The organism is Vibrio sp. 1874, assembly GCF_033344395.1.
Lineage (GTDB): Bacteria > Pseudomonadota > Gammaproteobacteria > Enterobacterales > Vibrionaceae > Vibrio > Vibrio alginolyticus.
Genome location: NZ_JAWPOR010000013.1, coordinates 35,968 through 55,309, shown reverse-complemented (window position 1 = coordinate 55,309; position 19,342 = coordinate 35,968). Strand labels below are relative to the sequence as shown.

General features: G+C 44.0%; 19 protein-coding genes and 1 pseudogene. 14 read left to right on the top strand and 6 right to left on the bottom strand.

Annotated features, from left to right (window positions below; translation table 11 throughout):
- The first annotated feature begins 101 nt into the window (after nucleotides 1-101).
- Both R8N46_RS19275 and R8N46_RS19270 read left to right on the top strand, forming a co-directional pair.
- Nucleotides 102-902: pseudogene (locus R8N46_RS19275) on the top strand (PhzF family phenazine biosynthesis protein).
- A gap of 139 nt (nucleotides 903-1,041) precedes the next feature.
- Nucleotides 1,042-1,740 (top strand): aspartate/glutamate racemase family protein, encoded by a 699-nt coding sequence (locus R8N46_RS19270; RefSeq protein ID WP_115386653.1) that lies wholly within the window; start codon nucleotides 1,042-1,044, stop codon nucleotides 1,738-1,740.
- A 66-nt stretch (nucleotides 1,741-1,806) separates the two neighbouring features.
- On the opposite strand, the gene R8N46_RS19265 is transcribed toward R8N46_RS19270, so the two are convergent.
- Nucleotides 1,807-3,510: an FAD-dependent oxidoreductase gene (locus R8N46_RS19265; protein ID WP_017820173.1), complete on the bottom strand. Its 1,704-nt coding sequence runs from the start codon at nucleotides 3,508-3,510 to the stop codon at nucleotides 1,807-1,809.
- A 159-nt stretch (nucleotides 3,511-3,669) separates the two neighbouring features.
- Between R8N46_RS19265 and R8N46_RS19260 the strand changes: the two genes are divergently transcribed.
- The 3 genes from R8N46_RS19260 to R8N46_RS19250 are packed head-to-tail and all read left to right on the top strand — an operon-like array spanning nucleotide 3,670 to nucleotide 4,834.
- On the top strand, nucleotides 3,670-3,960 hold the full coding sequence (locus tag R8N46_RS19260) for an ArsR/SmtB family transcription factor (RefSeq protein ID WP_005376206.1): 291 nt from the start codon (nucleotides 3,670-3,672) through the stop codon (nucleotides 3,958-3,960).
- Nucleotides 3,961-3,965: 5 nt separating this feature from the next.
- Complete coding sequence (locus tag R8N46_RS19255; protein ID WP_372058356.1) at nucleotides 3,966-4,379, top strand: YeeE/YedE family protein; 414 nt, start codon at nucleotides 3,966-3,968, stop codon at nucleotides 4,377-4,379.
- 14 nt (nucleotides 4,380-4,393) lie between these two features.
- The gene (locus R8N46_RS19250) at nucleotides 4,394-4,834 is read left to right on the top strand and encodes a YeeE/YedE family protein (protein WP_053307706.1); all 441 of its coding nucleotides are present in this window, start codon (nucleotides 4,394-4,396) and stop codon (nucleotides 4,832-4,834) included.
- A gap of 36 nt (nucleotides 4,835-4,870) precedes the next feature.
- Here R8N46_RS19250 and R8N46_RS19245 read toward each other — a convergent pair whose 3' ends face one another.
- Nucleotides 4,871-5,734 (bottom strand): endonuclease/exonuclease/phosphatase family protein, encoded by an 864-nt coding sequence (locus R8N46_RS19245; RefSeq protein ID WP_213972173.1) that lies wholly within the window; start codon nucleotides 5,732-5,734, stop codon nucleotides 4,871-4,873.
- A 309-nt stretch (nucleotides 5,735-6,043) separates the two neighbouring features.
- Between R8N46_RS19245 and nrdD the strand changes: the two genes are divergently transcribed.
- Nucleotides 6,044-8,164: an anaerobic ribonucleoside-triphosphate reductase gene (gene nrdD, locus R8N46_RS19240; RefSeq protein WP_213972174.1), complete on the top strand. Its 2,121-nt coding sequence runs from the start codon at nucleotides 6,044-6,046 to the stop codon at nucleotides 8,162-8,164.
- A gap of 84 nt (nucleotides 8,165-8,248) precedes the next feature.
- Nucleotides 8,249-8,719 carry an anaerobic ribonucleoside-triphosphate reductase-activating protein gene (gene nrdG, locus R8N46_RS19235; RefSeq protein WP_017634628.1) on the top strand — a complete coding sequence of 157 codons (471 nt, stop codon included), beginning with the start codon at nucleotides 8,249-8,251 and terminating at the stop codon, nucleotides 8,717-8,719.
- A gap of 84 nt (nucleotides 8,720-8,803) precedes the next feature.
- Here nrdG and R8N46_RS19230 read toward each other — a convergent pair whose 3' ends face one another.
- Complete coding sequence (locus R8N46_RS19230) at nucleotides 8,804-10,189, bottom strand: MATE family efflux transporter (RefSeq protein WP_213972175.1); 1,386 nt, start codon at nucleotides 10,187-10,189, stop codon at nucleotides 8,804-8,806.
- Between the two features lie 120 nt (nucleotides 10,190-10,309).
- Here R8N46_RS19230 and R8N46_RS19225 point away from each other — a divergent pair, with 120 nt between their 5' ends.
- The 3 genes from R8N46_RS19225 (at nucleotide 10,310) to R8N46_RS19215 (ending at nucleotide 13,205) form a co-directional block, all read left to right on the top strand.
- A complete protein-coding gene (locus R8N46_RS19225; protein WP_025767758.1) occupies nucleotides 10,310-11,167 on the top strand; it encodes an AraC family transcriptional regulator in 858 nt (285 codons plus the stop codon).
- Nucleotides 11,168-11,322: 155 nt separating this feature from the next.
- The gene (locus R8N46_RS19220; RefSeq protein WP_025767759.1) at nucleotides 11,323-12,510 is read left to right on the top strand and encodes an aromatic amino acid transaminase; all 1,188 of its coding nucleotides are present in this window, start codon (nucleotides 11,323-11,325) and stop codon (nucleotides 12,508-12,510) included.
- Nucleotides 12,511-12,521: 11 nt separating this feature from the next.
- Complete coding sequence (locus R8N46_RS19215; RefSeq protein ID WP_005388032.1) at nucleotides 12,522-13,205, top strand: ATP-dependent zinc protease; 684 nt, start codon at nucleotides 12,522-12,524, stop codon at nucleotides 13,203-13,205.
- Between the two features lie 129 nt (nucleotides 13,206-13,334).
- Here the strand turns inward: R8N46_RS19215 and R8N46_RS19210 are convergent, their stop codons facing one another.
- Together R8N46_RS19210 and R8N46_RS19205 are read right to left on the bottom strand one after the other, a co-directional pair.
- A complete protein-coding gene (locus R8N46_RS19210; protein WP_017634623.1) occupies nucleotides 13,335-13,871 on the bottom strand; it encodes a hypothetical protein in 537 nt (178 codons plus the stop codon).
- A gap of 154 nt (nucleotides 13,872-14,025) precedes the next feature.
- Nucleotides 14,026-14,400: a YgiW/YdeI family stress tolerance OB fold protein gene (locus R8N46_RS19205; RefSeq protein ID WP_005376220.1), complete on the bottom strand. Its 375-nt coding sequence runs from the start codon at nucleotides 14,398-14,400 to the stop codon at nucleotides 14,026-14,028.
- Between the two features lie 155 nt (nucleotides 14,401-14,555).
- Between R8N46_RS19205 and R8N46_RS19200 the strand changes: the two genes are divergently transcribed.
- The 4 genes from R8N46_RS19200 (at nucleotide 14,556) to modC (ending at nucleotide 18,652) form a co-directional block, all read left to right on the top strand.
- Nucleotides 14,556-16,007 carry a cobyric acid synthase gene (locus R8N46_RS19200; RefSeq protein WP_170896982.1) on the top strand — a complete coding sequence of 484 codons (1,452 nt, stop codon included), beginning with the start codon at nucleotides 14,556-14,558 and terminating at the stop codon, nucleotides 16,005-16,007.
- 69 nt (nucleotides 16,008-16,076) lie between these two features.
- Entirely contained in the window at nucleotides 16,077-16,832 is a 756-nt protein-coding gene (gene modA / locus R8N46_RS19195) for a molybdate ABC transporter substrate-binding protein (protein ID WP_054700905.1), read from the top strand.
- Between the two features lie 27 nt (nucleotides 16,833-16,859).
- On the top strand, nucleotides 16,860-17,549 hold the full coding sequence (gene modB, locus R8N46_RS19190; protein ID WP_054575444.1) for a molybdate ABC transporter permease subunit: 690 nt from the start codon (nucleotides 16,860-16,862) through the stop codon (nucleotides 17,547-17,549).
- A complete protein-coding gene (gene modC / locus R8N46_RS19185) occupies nucleotides 17,546-18,652 on the top strand; it encodes a molybdenum ABC transporter ATP-binding protein ModC (RefSeq protein ID WP_054575980.1) in 1,107 nt (368 codons plus the stop codon). The genes modB and modC overlap by 4 nt, the downstream gene beginning before the upstream one ends.
- Before the next feature lie 76 nt (nucleotides 18,653-18,728).
- Here modC and R8N46_RS19180 read toward each other — a convergent pair whose 3' ends face one another.
- Nucleotides 18,729-19,166, bottom strand: coding sequence for a DUF3069 domain-containing protein (locus tag R8N46_RS19180; protein ID WP_005376232.1), 438 nt, complete (start codon nucleotides 19,164-19,166; stop codon nucleotides 18,729-18,731).
- Nucleotides 19,167-19,342: the final 176 nt, after the last annotated feature.

Sequence of the window (19,342 nt, the reverse complement as noted above, 5' to 3'; positions counted from 1 at the left end):
AAGGTTGGTAGAAAATTTCATAGGTTTTTTTCGCTCAAACAACAGATATTAAAAATCACGTGATACAGAATTACGTGTTTGATAGAACTTAAGGATATTTCGTGGAAGTTAAAATTTTTCAGGTTGACTCGTTTACATCAGAGGTTTTCAAAGGTAATCCCGCGGGTGTTTGTATCACAGAGTCAAGCCTTGATGAGGAAACGATGTTGGCCATCGCGGCCGAGATGTCGTTATCTGAAACGGCATTTCTGTCACTCAATACAATGCAACTTCGTTGGTTTACACCGAGGACGGAAGTTGCTTTGTGTGGACACGGCACACTTGCAACGGCGCACGTTCTGAAAGAGCAGGGGTTATATAATACTGGAGATACGATTGAGTTCGTTACGCTATCTGGGGTTTTAACTGCACAACTCGATCATGAAGAAATTCATTTGGTGTTTCCTGCGCCAACTTTAGATATGAGAGCGAGTATTAACAAAGACTTACTTCATGGCTTGGGGCTAGATGCCGCCAATGTAGTCGCCTACGGTCAGTTTGATAATAAGCAGTTGATCGTCATTAATGATGAATTTGTGCTTGAACAGCTCGACCCTGATTTTGGTGCGCTGCTTAAACAATAGGGCCGTGGCGTCGTCATCACTGCTCAATCAAGTACTGACGCCGATTTTGTCTCTCGATACTTCGCGCCTTGGGTAGGTGTTAATGAGGATCCAGTTACAGGCTCTGCACATTGCGCTTTATGTGTTTACTGGGCTAAAGAGCTCAACAAAAAGCAACTGAAAGGCTTCCAAGCCTCCGAGAGAAGTGGGGTCGTCCATACAGAGTTGTTAAGCACTGAGCACGTTAAGCTTTCTGGAAATGCAGTAACGATATTGCGAGGATATATGAGAATCGCGTAGCGGTCCTTGTGGGAATGATTTTATTTTCGTGTTACCCAATGCTCAATAGTGAAGACGCTTGAATGCTGCTTATTTAAGTGGCTGATTTTTTTTGTAAAAACACCCCTGGCACGGTGGTGTATAACGATTGGAGAGTTATATGAAAACTATCGGTCTTCTAGGTGGTATGAGCTGGGAGTCGACGCTTAGTTATTACAAATTGATCAACGAAGGAGTCAAAGAGACGTTAGGCGGCTTAAATTCCGCAAAAATTTGTATGTATAGCGTGAATTTTTCGGAGATAGAGAAACTTCAACATCAAGGTAAATGGGAAGAAACGGCAAGCATTCTATCTGATGCTGCATCTTCAATAGAAAAAGGGGGCGCTGACTTCATTCTTATTTGTACTAACACAATGCACAAAGTTGCGCCTCAAATTGAAGCCAGTATTAATATCCCCATACTACATATCGCAGACGCGACTGCTGAGTTACTTCGTGAGAAAGGGGTTCAAAAGGTCGGACTCCTTGGTACTCAATTCACAATGGAGCAAGACTTTTATAAAGGAAGGCTTTCCGACCGTTATGGGCTTGATGTCGTCATTCCCGATCAAGACGACCGCTCTAAAGTACATAACATTATTTATAAAGAGTTATGCCAAGGTGAAATCAAAGAGGAGTCAAGTACGATATACTTGCAAATTATTGAAAAACTAAAAGAGCACGGAGCTGAAGCTGTGATTCTCGGGTGCACTGAAATTGCCTTACTTGTAAACCAAAGTCACACCGATGTTACACTACTCGATACCACTTCTATCCATGCTCAAGCAGCAGTCCGTTTGGCAATTGAAGGTGAATGATCTACGCTTTCTTTCCTGCAAAAAAAGAGAAAACCAAGCACAAGGTTTTCTCTTTTTATTATCAAGTTATAAGCGAGCAAATTTGAGTGTTCTGTATCCACCAATCAAGTTGCGGGCTTTGTAACCATTGTTGACCAGCTGACGGTATGCTACGTTACCGCGTAACCCAACTTGACAGTAAATCACGATCTCTTTGTCTTTAGGAAGTTCGTGCATGCGACGACGTAGTTGATCGACAGGAATATTAATTGCACCTTCAAGATAACCAACGGACTCCAATTCACCAGGATTACGAACATCAAGTAACAGTTGGTCTTCTGTCAGTGAATCCATTTCATCATAATGAATCGCGGTCGCATCGCCTTTGATGATGTTATTTGCCACAAACGCCGCTTGGTTAATTACATCTTTAGCAGAGCCATAAGGTGGCGCGTAAGTTAGCTCGAGGTGTTGCAGTTGCTCTACCGTCATACCAGCACGCTGAGCAACTGCCATTACGTCGATACGTTTATCAACACCGTCTTTACCTACTGCTTGCGCACCTAGTATTTTACCTGTTACTGGATCAAACAACATTTTGAACGACACAGTTTCTGCACCTGGGTAGTAACTCGCGTGACTTGCTGTATGCACATACACTTTTTCATAAGCGATGTTTTCACGTTTCAGCTGTTTCTCGTTTTTACCAGTAGAAGCGACGGCTAAATCAAAGATCTTACAGATCGCCGTGCCTTGCGTACCTTGGTAAGTTTCTTGGCGGCCAAGCATGTTGTCTGCTGCCATTCGGCCTTGACGGTTTGCCGGGCCCGCAAGTGGCACTAGAGTTTGCTCGCCAGTCACGAAGTCTTTCTCTTCTACCGCGTCGCCGACAGCGTAGATCGAAGGATCGCTGGTTTGCATGTATTCATTGGTATAAATACCACCAAGAGCGCCGATTTCTAAGCCAGCTTCTTTTGCTAATTTGGTCTCGGGGCGAACACCAATTGCCATAATCAGAATATCGGTGGTGAGTCTTTCACCATTGTTTAGTGTTAATTCCAATTCACCTTCTAGATGTTGGTGTTTTTCGCTTTCACCAGAGTCGAAACTTGCCACGTGCTCGTTAGGTACGAATTTCACCGACTCAAGTGCGACGCCAAGTTTAAGGTCGATGCCTTTCTCACGAATTTCAGCATGTGCGAAGCCAGCCATTTCACGGTCAACGGGCGTCATCACTTGATCCGCCATTTCAACTAATGTGGTTTTTATGCCTAGCTGGTGGAAGGCTTCCATCATTTCCAAACCGATAAAACCACCACCAACGACCGTAGCGTGTTCAACTTTGTTGGTTTCGATCGTTTTAATGATGCGATCCATATCTGGAATATTGCGCAGCGAGTGTGTTAACGGGTTATCAATACCCGGAATAGGCGGCACAACTGGACCTGCGCCAGGGCTAAGTAGAAGAAAGTCGTAGCTCTCTTGGTATTCCGAGCCATCAAGCAAATTGTTAACCGTAACCGTTTTGTCTTGACGGTTAATAGAAACCACTTCGTTCATCACACGGACATCAACATTGAAACGCGCTAGAAAGCTCTCAGGCGTTTGAAGAAGCAGTTTGCTGCGCTCTTGGATATCGCCACCAATGTGATAGGGTAAGCCACAGTTTGCAAATGACACAAATGGACCGCGTTCAAACATAATGATTTCTGCGTCTTCACTAAGACGACGAGCGCGAGCTGCTGCAGATGCACCGCCAGCAACCCCACCAATAATCACGATTTTGCTCATGGATTTCTCCTGCTGAATGATCGAAAACGCCTACACCTTACTTAAATAAATTAGCTAAGTCTAATGTTATTTAATCTACATTAGCATTGACTTAATAATATTAATTAGTAATATCTAATAAAATGTAATGTAGTAATGTAGTAATGAAGAGGCATAAGAATGGGCGACAGTATGCTACAAAGTGCGACCGAAGCGAGTGAGCTGCTTAAAATTATGGCTCATCCAGAGCGCCTAATCGTGATGTGTAAGCTGATTGAAGGCGAGAAAGGGGTCGGTGAACTGTTTGAAGGTTCATCATTAAGCCAATCTGCTTTTTCACAACATCTCACCGTATTGAGAAAGCACGACATTATTAAAGCTAGAAAAGTTTCTCAGCAGGTATTTTATTCAATTTCTGATGAAAGAGTTGGTCCGCTGGTTGAGGCCTTTAAGCAAGTTTTCTGTAAGTAATTAGTTTGGCGGTTGCTATGTTTGAAGTTCCTTGGATGTCGCTGTTGGGCGGCATAATAGTTGGCGTATCAGCGATAACACTGATGCTATTTACTGGCAAGACTGCTGGGATCAGTGGGATCTTAAACGGTGCCGTTGAGAACGCAGATCGCGTTTGGCGCATTGTTTTTTTAATTGCGATGGTATTAGGTGGCGTGTTTGCTGTTTATGTTCTTGGCGGGCATGTACCAGAACAGTACAGCGGTTCTGTTGTTTTAGTTATCGTTGCTGGCTTGTTAGTCGGTGTCGGTACGCGTATCGGCAATGGTTGTACTAGTGGTCATGGCATTTGTGGGATAGGGCGTTTCTCAATCCGTTCTGTGGTCGCGACGTGTACTTTTATGGCCACAGCCATGTTAACCGTCTTGCTAGTATCGTGAGGAATAGTGCCGTTATGAAAACTCATGTAATGAAAAGTATTAAGCAAATGTCCGTTGTTGCATTTTCTGGTGTGCTCTTTGGTATTGGTATGGTGGTCTCTGGTATGGCTGAACCGGCAAAAGTGATTGGCTTTCTCGATATTACTGGAGCATGGGATCCAAGCTTAGCCTTTGTAATGGGCGGAGCACTTGCGGTGTTCGTCCCAGCTTATCTTTTATTAATAAAGCCAAGAAGCGAATCTGTGTTTGGTGATGAGATTGTATGCCCAACTTCTAAAGCGATAGACAAAAAGTTAGTCGGTGGTGCTGTACTGTTTGGTATTGGTTGGGGGTTACTGGGTGTGTGTCCTGGTCCTGCGGTTGCCAGCCTTTTCACTGGCAACACACAAGTTCTGCTCTTTATAGTGGCAATGGCGGCTGGGTCATTCACCGCTAAAAGAGTGGTTCGTCAATAAAGAAAGTACTTCAACGTTAAAAATAGTACTTAAACGCTAAAAAGTGAGTGTCGTAGAAACCGGGCAATGGTCACTCAGTTTATAGTCGAGTACATCTTGTGTTTTGAAAACGGTTTGAACACCAGACGACGCCTTTAAATCACCACTCGCAATGATGTGGTCTATCACCGAGCGGAATTGGTGGGTTTTATTCGGATTACGATTAGAGCGCACTTTACATTCCGCTTTAGTGTCTTTAGTCACTAGCTTTGCACTAGTATTGTCCGATATCACGTCCCACAACCAATCTCCTTGATAACCCAAGTTGTGGTTAAAGTCGCCAAGCACGACATAATGTTGTTTGTTGTCCTCGCGCGCCTTTATCCACTTAGCTAGTGCCTGTCCTTGTTGTTTCACTATCTTACAATCGCGGTTATTACGATACGCGCCACTGCAACCCGCTTTCAGATGTACAGAGAGTAAGTGAGTCTCGTTTTCTTGGTTTGGATTTAAAACAAGGTAGCTCGCGAAGCGCAGCTTGCTGTTGCCTCGTGTGATAGAGAAGTCTGGCTTGTCTAATACGCTTACGCCATTGCGCACGGCAAAGCCTGTGTATTGGTTGGTGTCGTTAAACTGAAGGTGTCGGTTGGAGGCGTTTGAACGATCGGAAAGATAAATAGTGAAGTCATTGCCAACGGCTTTTTGGATGGCAGCAGCACTTTCGACTTCTTGAAAAGCAAGAATGTCGGCTTGTGTTTTATCCACATAGTGGGTCAGTTTTTCAAAATCTTGTGGTGTTCTCGACACTTTTCCACCATCTATAGATAACCATTCTATGTTCCAACTGGTTAGATTGATGGAGTTTTGAGCAAATGAAAGAGAACTAAAAAGTAATATTAACGTAACAAAAAGTGATCGCATTTTGGCCTGTTGCACTCCTATCTTTTAGCGTATTCCTTTCCATCCTTTATCCTACAAGACCTCCAAAAATAGCAAGTAGATTTAGTACCAATTTTGCAATTTTCATGGTTTTCTTCGCAACTGAGATCAACGCCAATAAGATCGATTTCTTCTTGTTCGCTAGCCAATCTTTATTGATCAAAATCAATGTTTTCGAGTGGTGCTTTTCGTTAAATACGCCACAATATATTGTGTTGCTAGAATAAAAAATAACCCCATATAGTGTATTTGTGGATAACTCTGTGAGTATGCTCGGGTAAGGAGAACAAGGTGAAACCAATCGTAATCAAACGCGACGGATCAAGAGCTCCGTTCAACAGGGATCGTATCCAAGCAGCAGTTGAAGCAGCAGCGGAAAACAAAGATAAAGATGTCGCTATTTATGCTCTTAATGTGGCTCTTGCTGTCGAGTTACAGTTAAGAGAACACGATGAAGTTCACATCCATGAGATTCAAGACTTAGTCGAAAATGAACTCATGCAAGGTCCTTACAAAGCCCTAGCGCGTTCTTACATTGAATATCGCCACGATCGCGACATCGCTCGTGAGAAGCAAAGTGCACTAACTCGCGAAATCGAAGGTTTGATTGAAGAAAGTAATCTGGATCTAATCAACGAGAACGCGAACAAAGACGGCAAAGTAATTCCGACTCAACGTGACTTGTTGGCTGGTATCGTAGCGAAACACTACGCGAAGACGCACATTCTTCCTCGCGATGTGGTTCAAGCGCACGAAGTGGGTGACATTCACTACCACGATTTAGACTACGCACCGTTCTTCCCAATGTTTAACTGTATGCTTATCGATCTTAAAGGTATGCTGACGCATGGTTTTAAAATGGGTAACGCTGAGATTGATACGCCAAAATCAATTTCGACTGCAACAGCGGTAACAGCGCAAATCATTGCTCAAGTCGCGAGCCACATTTACGGTGGTACAACCATCAACCGTATTGATGAGGTTCTAGAACCGTACGTAATCACAAGCTACGAGAAACACCGAGAGATCGCAAAAGAGTGGAACATTGCTGAGCCAGAAGAGTTCGCAAAAGCGCGCACTGAGAAAGAGTGTTACGACGCATTCCAATCTCTAGAATACGAAGTAAACACGCTGCATACAGCGAACGGTCAAACCCCATTCGTTACGTTCGGTTTTGGTCTTGGTACAAGCTGGGCATCACGCCTGATCCAGAAATCGATTCTGAAGAATCGTATTGCAGGTCTAGGCAAGAACCGTAAAACAGCGGTATTCCCTAAACTTGTATTCGGCATCAAAGATGGTTTGAACCACAAATCAGAAGATCCAAACTACGACATCAAGCAACTTGCGCTTGAGTGTGCGTCTAAGCGTATGTACCCAGACATTCTTAACTACGACAAAGTAGTGGAAGTAACCGGTTCATTCAAAACGCCAATGGGTTGCCGTAGCTTCCTTGGTACTTACGAAGAAAACGGTGAGCTGATTCACGAAGGTCGTAACAACCTTGGCGTCGTGAGCTTGAACCTTCCTCGTATCGCTATCCGTGCAAACGGAAGCGAAGATAAATTCTACGAGCTTCTAAATGACCGCCTACGTCTTGCTCGTAAAGCACTAGAGACACGTATCTCTCGCCTTGAAAACGTGAAAGCACGTGTGGCCCCAATCCTATACATGGAAGGCGCATGTGGTGTTCGCTTGAAAGCAGACGACTCAATCGCAGATATCTTCAAGAACGGTCGTGCGTCTATTTCTCTTGGTTACATCGGTGTACACGAGACAATTAACGCGCTATTCGGTACAGAAGCGCACGTTTATGATGACGCTGTTTTGCGTGAAAAAGCGGTCGCGATCATCAAGCATCTAAAAGATGCTGTGAATCAATGGGCTGACGAAACAGGTTATGGCTTCAGCTTATATGCAACGCCAAGTGAAAACCTATGTAGCCGTTTCTGCCGAATCGATGCGAAAGAGTTCGGTGTAATTGAAGGCGTAACAGACAAAGGTTACTACACCAACAGCTTCCACCTAGATGTTGAGAAGAAGGTGAACCCGTACGACAAGATCGACTTTGAGATGCCTTACCCAGAAATCTCAAGTGGCGGCTTTATCTGTTACGGCGAGTTCCCGAACATGCAACGCAACGTTGAAGCACTAGAAAACGTATGGGACTACAGTTACACCCGAGTGCCTTACTACGGTACAAACACGCCAATTGATGAGTGCTACGAGTGTGGCTACAACGGCGAGTTTGACTGTACAAGTAAAGGCTTCACTTGCCCAAGCTGTGGTAACCATGACTCAACTAAAGTATCAGTAACACGTCGAGTTTGTGGCTACCTAGGCAGCCCAGATGCACGCCCGTTTAACTTCGGTAAGCAAGAAGAAGTGAAGCGCCGAGTTAAACACCTGTAAGGTTTACTACCACTCGTTTTAACACTTTGAAAATCAACTTTAAACAGGTTGATTTTCTCTTTCGCGATAACGCAGAGACGCATTATGAATTACCACCAATACTATCCAATTGACGTTGTTAACGGACCGGGTACGCGCTGCACGCTGTTTGTGTCGGGTTGTGTGCATCAGTGCCGTGGGTGTTATAACCAGTCGACGCAACGTTTGGATTCTGGTGTACTTTTCACGCAAGAAGCGGAAGACAAAATCATCGCTGACTTAAACGACACGCGTATCAAACGCCGTGGCTTGTCGTTGTCGGGTGGAGATCCGCTTCACCCTGCTAATGTGCCTCATATTTTGAAGATAGTGAAAAGGGTGAGAGAGGAGTGCCCAGGTAAAGACATTTGGGTTTGGACTGGCTACACGCTGACGGAACTGAATAACGCGCAAAGGGAAGTGGTGCAATACATCGATGTTTTGATTGATGGTAAGTTTGAACAAGACAAGAAAGACCTCAATCTCGAATGGCGTGGCAGTTCAAACCAAATCATTCATCGCTTTACGGACATCTAATCAAGCATTCTCCGCACATAAAAAGGGCTCTCGCGTGCATAACGGGTGAGCCCTTTTGGTGTGAGTTCGTTAATGTCTTTTTGGTTACGCTGTCACCGATTGATCATCTTCAACCATATTATTTATCCAACGTTTAGATTGAATACGGTAAGTCGTCAGTACGCCTTTCACTAACTCTTCCGCGAGCAGAGACATCAAGACAAAATGCAAAGGCAGCCCTAACACCATGCCTGTGTAATAAGTAAGGGGGATGCCAATAGCCCACTGACCGAACGTGTCGATGAAAATGCTATAGCGAATATCAGCGCCACTATTTAGTACGCCGCCAATCCCAACCATGTTAAACACCCTCAAAATCATACCTAGCGCCATGACTAAACATACGTTAAGTGCCATGTCTGCATCGGTTAACGGGCTCAGTACCAATAGGTGATGAATCATGGGCGAGCTCAACCACACTAGGAAAAACAGCAAGGTGGCTAAGATTGCGCTGGTTAACACATACCACCACGCCGTTTTCTCGACTCGGTCATAATGTTTTGCACCAATATCATTCCCAAGAAGAACGGATGCAGCGACCGCAAATCCCATAAAGGTTGAAATCAGTACCCCTTCAATCGGTGATAAGAATGAGATGATCGCCAGTTCTGAAACGCCCAATTGACCATAGATGATGCTGTAAACGATCAATCCACCAGTCCAAAGCGCATCGTGGACCAACATGGGTAAAGAAACCTTAAAGTACTTTTTTCGATACTGTTTTAAGCGGCCTTGTACCCAATCGAACTTAGTCGGAATTAGGTAAGCATATCGTTTGTAGAAAAAATAAATCAAGACGGCGGTTTGGAAAAATCGAGAAACAAAACTACCTACGGCTGCACCAAATACGCCCCATTGAGGGAAACCAAATAAACCAAAAATCAAAACATAATTAAGCGCGACGTTAACGACAATGGCGGAGATACTAACGTTGGTTGCCAGTTTGGTTTGGCCCACGGAGCGCAATACCGCTTCAATCGGTACTACTATCGCCGTAGCAATGAGGCTAAAGCCCGTAACCACAAGATAATCACGTGCATAAGTGACGTATTCAGGATCGTCTGACATAAAAGAGACGATCTCTTCATCAAAAATCGCATAAAGAACGATAAACGGCAGCGTCACCAAAATGGAAATAAACCAAGATTGCGCCAACGTTCTGCGAATTCCGGCTAGGTTTCCTGAGCCGTAGTATTGAGAAGCAAGTACGGTAACTGCACCGCACAGGCCAAAGACAACCGCTAGGTTGAAGAAAAAGATACGATTTCCAACTCCAACTGCTGCCGTTGCAGATTCTCCGAGTAGGCTTACCATGAAAATATCCACGACGCCGAGCAAAGCAAAAAGCATGGACTGAAGTGAAACAGGTAGGCCAATCGTAATCAGCTTTTGCCAAAATGCTTTATCGATGTATTCGCGTGTTAAGAGCATCGCATTTCTCCTTAAAGATTAATGCGAGTAGTTTATCCTCATGATTTGGCGGTGTATTTTTCAAAGGAATCCAAAACCTTTGTAAAACTCTCTACTAACGCACATGTGAGCCAATAAATCATGGAAGATAAACAAGAACGCTACGCGATTTCAGAAAAAACTTATCAAGAGTTTATTGATCACAGTCGAGTATTAGCACTTGAGGAGAGAGGCATTGTGCAGTGCGGCATTGCCACTTGTCGTGACTTCTTCTCTGTTTATCGTAAAAACCAAAAGAAACACATGCTGCTCTATACGGTGCGTGGTAAAGGGTGGCTAGAGAGTGGGACTTATCGATACGATTTGGAACCGGGCTCGTTGATTACAGTACCCGCAGGTGTTGAAAACGGTTTTGGTATAGAAGAAGAACCTTGGCAGATCGCGTGGCTTTTTCTTGCTCCTGATAGAGAGTGGCCGATATTAGAATGCGATGTTCGCTACCAGCTTTCATCTACACCTGAAGTGATGTATGCATGTATCCAAACGTTACTACGCAGCATTAACCTTCCAATCGATTATGGTGGTGCGGTAGGTGAGCATAGTGTGGCTCAGTTAGAGCTGATGTTAAACATGCCGCCCTCAGAGTCGATATCACGCAGCCAATTGAGGCTTCGGCGTGTATTTGACCTTGTCCAACGTCAGCTCCATAAGGATTGGAGCGTTGAGCAGGTGGCGGCTCTATATCCATGTTCGGAGCCTCATTTGCATCGACTGACTCAAAAGCAGTTTGGTCGAAGCCCAATGGCACATTTAACGCGTATGCGCATGGAATATGCTGCTAGGTTACTTCGTTCAACAGAATGGCCAATTCAGCATATTGGAGAAATAGTCGGATATCCGACCAGCGCTAACTTTAGTACACGTTTTAAAGCGTGGTCGACCATGACACCAAGAGAGTTTAGAAAAAACGGTAGAGTGGATTGGTACAACGAGGAGTGAATCGTTCTTTTTCTGAACGATAGAGCGCACAAAACTCACCGCAATCCAGAATTTTGTTCTCTAATTGATGAAATAAGTGAAAAATCATTTCGTCATTTTTTGCGATGGTGTTAACGTGAGGTTCGGTACTTGAATTTCAAAGGGTTATGACTTTCATGTTTTCTAATCTCCCAACTCCCGTATTAGATCCTATTTTATCTCTATCCGTTGCATACCGTAACGATGAACGTCCAAACAAGGTTGACCTTGGCATTGGCGTATACAAAAACAGCGCAGGCGAAACGCCGATTATGAAAGCCATTCAAATGGCGCAGGATGTCGTTGTTGAAACTCAAAAAACCAAGTCTTATGTTGGTCTTGCAGGTTGCGAAGAATTTAATAAAAGCATGATCAATTTGCTACTGACGGGAACGTCTGCAATGGATCGTGTTGCAGCTATTCAAACGCCAGGTGCAAGTGGTGCGCTGCGTATGCTCGGTGATCTAATGAAGATCGCACAGCCAGATACGACGGTTTGGATTTCCAACCCAAGCTACGTAAACCACAAGCCAGTGATGGAAGCAGCAGGCCTTAAAGTTAAGTTCTACCACTATTTCTCTTCGGAAACGAAACAAGTAGACACCGAAAAAATGATGGATGATCTTGCGAAAGCTGGGCCTTCAGATGTGGTACTTCTTCATGGTTGTTGCCACAACCCAACTGGTGCGGATATTGACTTCTCTGCTTGGCAAGCCATTACAGAATTGTCGCAGAAGAACGGTTTCATCCCATTTGTGGACATTGCTTACCAAGGCTTCGGTGATGGCCTAGAAGAAGACGCAAAAGGCCTTCGTTTTATGGCAGATAACGTTGAAGAGATGTTGATTACTACTTCATGTTCGAAGAACTTTGGTCTGTACCGTGAACGAACTGGTGCAGCGATTGTGGTTGGTAAGAACATGCATGATGTAACCAATGCAAAAGGTAAACTCCTCACTCTAGCTCGCTCGACTTACACGATGCCACCCGACCATGGTGCAGCTTTAGTTAAGACCATTCTGCAAGATGACAATCTCACTTCCGTTTGGAAGCAAGAATTGAGTGAAATGCAACATCGTTTGGTTAGCCTTCGTCAAAGTTTGTGTAACGAGTTGAGAAACAACCATAATACAGATCAATTTGATTTCATTGAGGGTCACAAAGGCATGTTTACTGTGCTAGGCTTTAGTGGAAACCAAATGGCGCAACTGCGTGAAGATTATGGCATTTATGGTGTTGGCGATGGTCGAATTAACATTGCCGGACTTACCGAAACTCATATTCCATACGTAGCGGACGCAATTAAGAAAGTATCTCAAGCTTAATTGGAGTGTGGATGAAAAACTGGAAACTGATTCTGCCGCTTATGATGAGCGGCAGTTTAATTGCTTGTACGTCAACTCAAACGACGCAGGAACCTGTTGAGCCAGAGTCGCCAAAGGTCGAAGAGCCCGTTAAAGTCGAGCCAGAAGTGAAACCTGATGTAGATCCAAAGCCAGAGGTGGAGCCCAAACCAGAAGCGAAACCTGAGAAAAAGCCGGAACCAAAGCCTAAGAAGCCAGTCAAGGTCACAAAAACACCCGATGGCATGTTAATTCTTGGTTCTGAAGAATGGGTTTATGTTCCTGAAATTGACCAGACTTTCAAGGCTAGAGTCGATACAGGTGCGACAACATCATCAATTAGTGCGACTGACATTGTTCCGTTTGAGCGTGATGGTAAAGACTGGGTTAAATTTAAGATAGATTTAGGTGACAAAGACACCAAAGAATTTAAAGTACCCGTTGAGCGCTGGGCTAAAGTTAAGCAGTCTTCGTCAGAAGAGGTGGATAAACGAGCGGTGGTAAAAGCCTACATTACCGTTGGGGATCACAAAGAAAAGACAGAGTTTACGTTAGCGGATCGCGGACATATGACGTTTCCAATTTTGCTTGGTCGAAGCTTTTTTAGAGATATCGCCGTTGTAGATGTATCGAAAAAATATGTGCAAGATAAACCTAAAAAAACCGCTAAAAACTGATGTATTACAGCTAGTTTCTGCTACAAGCTAATGATTCGTGATTAACAAAAAATGGCCTCCAAAATTGGAGGCCATTTTTATTGAATCATATGCTTGCTTGTGATGCCCTGGTAGTCATAGTCATGTCCACTAAAATGCAAAACGAGCAGACATTACAATTTGCTGGCCATAGACACCATTATTTTTGAAATCTGCACCAAGCGATAGTTGCTGAGTTGAGTGGAATCGTGCGCCCAGATTGTAAATGGTGTTCGAATCGTCATTATCTATGATTTGGCCGATACGGCCATGTAGCTCAACATTTTGCATAAACCAAATACGAGTGCCAATATTCACTTCCGTGCGCCACTCGTCGCCCACTTTATCACTGCCGTTCTCTTTAATGTTGTGTACCAACATTTGGCCATAAATATCTGCAAATTGGCCTGCTGGCCCATTAAAGCCTATACCACCAGCAATGTCCCAGTCTCCGCTGAATTCACTGTCTGCGCGAGCAATGAAATGGGTATTCTCTGTAAAGTAGGTATTGAACTCGCCACCAAATGTACCAGGGCTAGTGCCCATGCGAAATTCCATCGTGTTGTAGTTGAAATTATTTGCGTGTGCGGAAAGTGGCAAAATAGCACACAAACCAAAGGCTGCAACCTTTAGAGCTTTACCTAGCATGGTGTCTCCGGGCAAGATGATTAAAATGAACAAAAAAATGGTCTGCAAAAAGCAGACCAAGATTGATAAAGCTATCATTTTAAGTGCTTGCCGTCACTATTTAGCTGTAATCGTCACTACATCATGTTGATATGCACAGCAATCGGGGTTTGTTTTACATGACCACGAGTTGTTCGACTTCAATCTCTGGTTTGTTCCCGCCTTCAAATTCGCCAAACAGACGGACTTTAGTCGTGTGATCAATCGGAGTATTTAGCTGAATATCGTCATCGAGTTCGACCATCACTTCACCGGAACCATCGCTAAAGACAAACTTATCCGCGCGAACTTGACGCAATAAGTTACCTTCAACGACCACATCTTTTTCAGTAAACATATTGGAGTCGTTTAGCAAGGCATCCAATTTTTCCACAGTGACAGGACCGTTAAACTGCAAGTTTGATTGGTTTTGAGCGTTATCTTTCGCGAACGCGATAGAAGGAGCAATAGCTAAGGCGGCGATTGTTGCGATAATTGTATTCTTTTTCATGTTACATCCTCATCGGTTTGTTTTGATGGGGTCATTAAAGCAGGGCTTGTTTGAACCAATGATGATTTCAACATTCATATTCTATTCATTTGCTTGAGTAAGTGGGGACGATGACGTTATGATTGTTCATCTTCCTCTATTCCTTACAAATGTTCATGAAATCAGCGATCCCATCTTTAATGGTTCAAGGCACCACTTCGGATGCCGGAAAAAGTGTCCTTGTGGCAGGTTTATGCCGTGTATTAGCACGAAAAGGGATAAATGTTGCCCCATTTAAGCCACAAAACATGGCACTAAATAGTGCGGTAACCAAAGATGGCGGTGAAATAGGTCGAGCACAGGCCGTTCAGGCACAGGCGTGTAATATTGAGCCAACCGTACATATGAATCCGGTTTTAATTAAACCTAACAGTGATACAGGTGCTCAGATCATTTTGCAGGGTAAGGTGATTTCCAATATGGATGCGGCTGGCTTTCATGATTACAAGAAAGTGGCGATGGACACGGTGTTAGATTCCTTCTCTCGTCTGACTCAAGAATTTGATTCGATCATTATCGAGGGCGCGGGGAGTCCTGCTGAAATCAATTTACGAGAAGGCGATATTGCAAACATGGGTTTTGCTGAGGCCGCTGATGTACCAGTGATCATTGTTGCTGATATTGATCGTGGTGGAGTGTTTGCACATTTGTACGGAACACTTGCGCTACTTTCTGAATCTGAACAAGCGCGAGTAAAAGGATTTGTTATCAACCGTTTTCGAGGTGATATTCGTTTATTGCAATCGGGCCTCGATTGGCTAGAAGAAAAAACAGGTAAACCTGTACTTGGTGTACTTCCTTTTCTCCATGGTTTGAATTTAGAAGCAGAAGACGCGATCACTGCGCAGCAAGAGTTGCACTCTGAGGTAAAACTGAATGTTGTTGTGCCTGTTTTAACCCGGATTAGTAATCATACTGATTTTGATGTGCTGCGATTGAATCCAGACATCAATCTACGTTATGTAGGTAAAGGCGAAAAAATAGATAAAGCCGACCTGGTTATTTTGCCTGGGACCAAATCAGTGAGAGACGATCTGGAGTATCTAAGAAGCCAAGGGTGGGATAACGATATCTTGCGTCATATTCGTCTTGGTGGAAAAGTGATTGGTATCTGTGGCGGCTACCAGATGCTTGGAAACTTGATTGATGATCCAAACGGCGTCGAAGGCCAACCAGGTCAAAGCGAAGGACTTGGGTTGCTTGATATCACTACGACGCTAACTAACAGCAAACAGCTTACAAACACACAAGCACAGCTTTCTCTTAACGGCAAAACAGCCAATGTAAAGGGTTATGAAATCCACGTAGGGCGAAGTGAAGTACGGGGCCTGCAACCTCTTACATTCAGTTCCGGTGAAGCGGAGGGGGCGATCAGCGAGTGTGGCCAAATCATGGGAACCTACCTTCACGGGTTCTTTGACGAGGCAGATGTCTTAAGCCTGGTATCAGAATGGGTAAACGGCACCCAAATCAAACAACAAGACTTTGAAGAGTTAAAGGAGCAAGGCATTAATCGCATCGCAGATGCGATAGAACAACATATGCGCCTTGATTTTTTGTTTAAATAGCACATTAACTGATTGAACTTTATATTCAAATAACCTGTTCTTTCGCTTGCCTTGTATTGGAGTATCTCTATGAAAGCATGGAAACAGCATGCTTGCCTTGCGGCAGTATTAAGCATTTCATTTTCAGCAAACGCAGCAACGAACCTAAAAGTGTATGCAGCCTCTTCTATGACGAATGCGATTAACGAGATCGCGCAAAACTTTGAAGAAAAGTATGACGTTTCTATCACTCCCGTTTATGGTGGTTCTTCTTCTATCGCTCGACAAATTATCAATGGCGCACCAGCGGATGTATTCATTTCTGCGAACACGAAATGGATGGATTATTTGGTCGATAAAGACGTCATTTTTCGTGACAATGTCACAAATCTAGTGCGCAATAGCTTAGTGTTGATTGCTCCCCAGTCTTCAGAATTAACCTCATTTAACTTTTCTGATGCAAAGGCATGGGAGAAGGCATTGCATGGAAATCGTCTTGCTTTAGGCAATCCGACGTCAGTACCTGCTGGTATGTACGCGAAAGAGTCATTGACTACACTGGGTGTATGGAAAGCGGTTCAAACTCACGTCGCACCAGCAAAGAATGTGCGCTTAGCTTTGGCGTTGGTTGAACGTGGAGAAGCGCCTTTAGGTGTGGTCTACAAAACCGATGCTCAGTTAACTGATAAAGTCAAAATTGTCGGCGAATTTGCGACTGATACGCATGCGGCTATTGTGTACCCGGCTGCAATTGTGAATGATTCTACTGAGTCGGAGCAGTTCTTCCAATACCTAAAATCGGACGAAGCCGCACGCGTTTTTGCTCAATATGGCTTTCAGCAATAAACCGGCCTTCAATTATAGGAACGAAGCGTGACAGAACTGGAATACCAAGCCTTAATGTTAAGCCTCAAAGTAGGCGCGTACGCAGTACTTTGGCTGATTCCTCTCGGCGTTTTTCTTGCTTGGCTACTTTCTCGAAAAACGTTCTTTGGTAAATCGATTCTCGATAGCTTAATTCATTTACCACTGGTATTGCCGCCAGTGGTAATCGGCTATTTATTGTTGATTTCTTTAGGACGACAAGGGGTCCTTGGAAAGTGGCTCTATGAAAACTTAGGGGTAGTATTTAGCTTTAATTGGAAAGGGGCAGTAGTCGCTTGTATTGTCGTGGCTTTGCCTTTGATGGTTCGTTCAGTACGCTTAAGCTTAGATAGCGTCGACCCTAAATTGGAGCACGCAGCCTCTACGTTAGGCGCTTCTCCTTTAAAAGTGTTTCTCACCATCACGTTACCACTGACCATTCCCGGAATTATTACGGGCACGATGCTGTCATTTGCTCGTAGTCTTGGCGAATTCGGGGCGACGATCAGTTTCGTCTCTAACATTCCGGGTGAGACCCAAACGATTCCGCTGGCAATGTACAACTTTATTGAAACGCCAGGTGCAGAAATGCAGGCGGCTCGTCTGTGTATCATTTCTATCGCGTTAGCCTTGTCTACATTAATGATCTCTGAATGGCTAAATCGTAAAGCGGCAAGCAGATTGGGTGCGAAGCAATGACGATTAAAGTCCAATTTAAACAAATGCTTGGTGAGACTGACTTCGACATCAAACTTAAGTTACCCTGTAATGGAATTAGTGCCTTGTTTGGACGATCTGGTGCAGGTAAAACGACGTTGATTAACATCATCAGCGGATTGGTCACTCCAAGGCAAGGGTATGTTGCGGTTGGTGAGCATGTTTTGTTTGACAGTGAACAGGGAATAAACCTACCAACGCACAAGCGTGGCATTGGTTATGTGTTTCAGGATTCACGTTTGTTTCCTCACTATTCGGTTCAAGGCAATTTGTTGTATGGCGTTAAAGAAAAAGATGACGAGTATTTTGATGCAGTCACCGAACTCTTGTCTATCAAACCGTTACTAAAGCGCTTTCCGGTATCACTTTCTGGTGGTGAAAAGCAACGTGTTGCGATTGCGCGCGCATTGCTATCTAAGCCCAATTTGCTTTTGATGGATGAGCCACTTGCCTCACTCGATATGCCAAGAAAGCGTGAGGTAATGCCTTTTCTCGAGGAGTTGTCGGAGAAGGTAAATATCCCTATTATCTATGTCACACACAGTCTCCAGGAAATTTTAAGGCTTGCTCAGCACCTTGCAATTATTGACCAAGGTAAAATTTCGAGTTCAGGTAAGCTTGAGGAAGTGTGGGCTTCTCATGCTATGCGTCCATGGCAATCTTTCTCAGACCAAAGCAGCTTATTTGAAGGCCGGATTGCTGAACATCATGAACGTTATGCACTGACTTGTATCAACCTTGCACCTAATGTATTCCTGTGGGTGCAAAAGATTGACGGAACACCAGACACGCCAATACGCTTGCAAGTGCGTGCCAATGACGTTTCTATCACGCTCGAGCAGCCCAAGGCGACGTCGATTCGAAATATTCTGCCTGCTATTGTCGATTCCATCGAAGTGTTTAACGCAGCCGATGACAAACAGAGTATTAATGTATCACTCAAGCTAGACGAGAAATGTTATTTGTGGGCAACGATCACACCGTGGGCCCTTGACGATCTCAACCTAAAAGTTGGTAGCCGTGTTTTTGCACAAATTAAAGGTGTCAGTGTGACACAAAAAGATATGGCACTAGCGCCTCATTAACCGTTTAGACTGATTTACGCTTCATGATCAAAAAAGGCCGCAAAGTGCGGCCTTTTTTACTAGAAGAATGCCGGAATTACTTCGCGAATACTTCTTTGAATTCACGCTTAAGAAGTGGGTCACGACGTGCTTTCTTCAGTTGCTTAACCATGTCTTTCACGCAGTTGTGAAGCACATTATCAAGTAGTTGAGCACGGTATTCTTCTTTATCTTCATCTGTCATGTTTTCTGGCAGATTAAGAGTAGGGAACTCTTCCATCACATTAATACCAGCGAATGCTTGGCCTACAGAAACTAGAGCATGAAACTGTTCAAAGTTGTCTAGAATGTTCTGTGCACTTGCTGGCATTTCGTCCCATGATTCACGTACCGCTTCTTCAGACACTTCATGGATAGAGGTAACCATTTCGAACATTTGCTCTGGAACTTCGTCAAATTCGATAACTTTACGTAGCTCTGGAGAAATGCTGGCTAGATCGATTTTTTTGCTTTCGCTGTTAGTTGCTTCTGACATGGTGTGTCTCTCATTACAAAAAGGCGGGAATATTAATACCAAATGCATCAAATAGCTATACCCATTAGTCCGCAAGATGACCAAAGTGAATGAGTTTGTTGAGCTTCTGCTCACAGGCCATGATTAGATAGGGTAACGTTCAGTCTAACTGCTTTATGCAATGGATTCCGTGATAT